Here is a 2,989-nt window from a genome sequence, read left to right as displayed (position 1 = left end):
ATTCAACCCACACAATTGCTTTGTGTGAGGGATACATACAAGACGTTTCTTGTATATAAAGCTTTTCCCCGAAAGGAAAAATTGAACAAATTTGAAAGATGGAAATTGAATGAGTAAAAGATTTCAAAAGAGTTGTACTTTCGAATCCTTAACTTCGTCCGTTTTTTGAACCATTGTTTGGAAAACAATGCTTCAAGGAACCATCTGATTCTGTTTTTCAGATTTCGTTTTTCAAGTTCCGTTTTTCGAACTTCGTTTTTCAAGTCCCGTTTTTCACATCTTAGATGCGTTGTGACGCTCCAAGAAGCAACCCTAGAAGGGGATATTTAATATAAATAGTTTTCCGTTGAAGGCTCAATGAAATAAATTTTTATAAAACCATTAAAAAATACACATGGAATTTATATACCAGAAGCGTACATTTATGTAGATGATTATTATGAATGTACGAACTGAAAGAAGGGATCGATTTTTACATCGAATCCATGCAGAATAAAAAAGTAACTATTTTTGACACAACACTGCGTGACGGAGAACAAACCCCTGGGGTATCCCTGACTTCTAATCAGAAGCTGGAAATTGCCCGTCAACTTGACAAACTCGGGGTAGACATAATAGAAGCTGGATTTCCTATCTCTTCAGAAGGAGATAAAGAATCCGTAAAATCGATTTCTAATGCCGGACTGGATACCGAGGTCTGCGGACTCGCCCGTGTATTGAAAAAAGATATCGATGCCTGTTTTGATAGCGACGTTGGCCTAGTGCATACTTTCGTCCCTACCTCAGATGTACAGAGGATATACACCATTAAAAAAAGCCGGGAAGAAGTCATTCAACTGGCTGTGGAAGCTGTCCAGTACATCAAAGACCATGGACGGAAGTGTATGTTTTCTGCAATGGACGCTACAAGGACTGATCCTGAATACCTCATACAGGTTTTCAAAGCAGTCCAGGAAGCAGGGTGTGATATCATTAACGTGCCAGATACTGTTGGCGTTATGGTTCCGTCCGCAATGTACAGACAGATAAAGGACATTGCAGCTGAAATAACAATTCCCATCGATGTGCATTGCCATAATGATTTCGGACTTGCGGTAGCAAACAGTCTCATGGCAGTCGAAGCAGGCGCTTCCCAGGTCCAGGTCACGATAAATGGCATAGGCGAGAGGGCAGGAAATGCCGACCTTGCCCAAACGGTCATGAGCCTCAAGGCAATGTATGAGGCAAAAACAAACATTCGGACAGAATACCTTGTTGAAACCTCTAAAATGATTGAAAACTATACTGGAATCAGACTTCCTCCAAACACCCCTGTGGTCGGCCAGAATGCTTTTTCCCACGAGTCGGGAATCCACAGCCAGGGAGTACTTGAAAAATCCGATACCTTCGAACCCGGAATAATGACTCCGGAAATGGTAGGACACAGACGACGTATTGTTCTCGGCAAACATACCGGCAAACATGCAGTCAAGCAGTCCCTCGAATCTGCCGGGATAATAACAAATGACAAGCAACTCGATGAGATTGTATCCAGAATCAAAGAGATTGCAAACAAGGGCAAACAGATCACAGATGCTGACCTTTATGCAGTTGCTTCGGCCGTGCTTGGAAAAGCAAGTTCCGAAGAAGAACTGATTAAACTTAAAGAGGTATCTGTAATGACCGGAAACATCCTGACGCCCACGGCAGTGGTCAAGGCAGACATCCAAGGCAAAGAAGTCATTGCAGCAAGGACCGGAGTTGGCCCTGTAGATGCCGCCCTCAATGCTGTAAGAGATATACTGGGAGAAAGTAATCACTTTAAACTCCAGGATTTCAGGATCGATGCCATTACCGGAGGAGCGGATGCCCTTGCAGATGTGTACATAGGTCTTGAAAACGAACAGGGCAGAATTGTAACTGCCAGGTCTGCAAACACGGACATAGTTATGGCCTCCGTAGAAGCCCTTGTAAACGCCATGAACCTGCTGTATAAAAAGGAAGAAAAGATCTGAACTGACAGAAACAGCTAAAAGAGCTGGGAAAATTTCTAGTTCAAAGTTGGTTTAAAACATGGTTTAAAATATGGTTCAAAGTATGGTTCAAAGTATAGTTCAAAGATAATTTCAGACAAAAAATCGGATAAGGACTAATACCTATTCGTTTTTCGGGTTTGTATTCCACAAATTATGTATAAAAAGTAAAATAAAATGAGGTGGAATACAAATCCATGCCTTATCCAATTATTGATTCTCATTGTCACCTTGATTTTCCAAAATTCAACCGCGATCGAGAAGAGACTATTTTCCGAGCCAGGGAAGCAGGAGTTGTCGGAATGATCAATTCCGGAATTTCGCTGAAGGGTAACTGCATGAGTCTTGAACTTGCGGAAAAGCATGAAGATATTCATGTCACACTTGGCCTGAGTCCTGATATCGGTAGAGAAGGTAACGATAAAGAAATAAATGCTATCCTTTCCCAGATTGAAGCCAATGCAGGAAAAGCAGTTGGGATTGGGGAAGCCGGCCTTGATTTTCAGGACTGCAAAACAAAAGAGGAAAGGGAGAAGCAGACAGCATCATTCAAAAAAATAATAGAGCTTGCAAAAGACCTGGACAAACCTCTTGTGGTGCATGCCCGAATGGCTGAAGCTGAAGTACTGAAACTTGTCAGGGATATAGATACAGTTATCTATCATTGTTACAGCGGCTCTGTTGAGACCATGAGGGAAATCGTAGATATGGGGTACTACATTTCCCTGGCAACCCTTGTCTGTTTTTCCGAGCATCACCAGGTTCTCGCAGCAGAGGTGCCACTTGAAAACCTTCTTCTGGAAACAGACAGTCCCTTCCTTTCTTCCCGCAAAGGCAGAAATGAGCCTGCCTTTATAGTGGATTCGATCCCTGTAGTAGCTCAACTTAAAGATATGGAACCTTCGGAAATTGCTAAATCCGCCACAGCAAATGCAAGCAGGGCTTTCAATATATAAGGATTTAAAATAGTTCTAAAG

The 2,989-nt window shown here is 42.2% G+C and carries 2 protein-coding genes; both read left to right on the top strand.

All coding sequences use genetic code 11. The annotated features are described in order from the left end of the window. Positions 1-443 precede the first annotated feature (443 nt). On the top strand, positions 444-1,994 hold the full coding sequence (locus tag RG963_RS16270) for a 2-isopropylmalate synthase (protein ID WP_310577327.1): 1,551 nt from the start codon (positions 444-446) through the stop codon (positions 1,992-1,994). Between the two features lie 215 nt (positions 1,995-2,209). Further along, positions 2,210-2,968, top strand: a complete 759-nt coding sequence (locus RG963_RS16265) for a TatD family hydrolase (protein WP_310577326.1) — start codon at positions 2,210-2,212, stop codon at positions 2,966-2,968. The last annotated feature ends 21 nt before the right edge of the window (positions 2,969-2,989 follow it).

The sequence above is a fragment of the Methanosarcina baikalica genome, from assembly GCF_031461075.1.
Lineage (GTDB): Archaea > Halobacteriota > Methanosarcinia > Methanosarcinales > Methanosarcinaceae > Methanosarcina > Methanosarcina baikalica.
The sequence above is the reverse complement of the archived record's forward strand: the minus strand, read 5'-3'. Positions and strand labels throughout refer to the sequence as shown.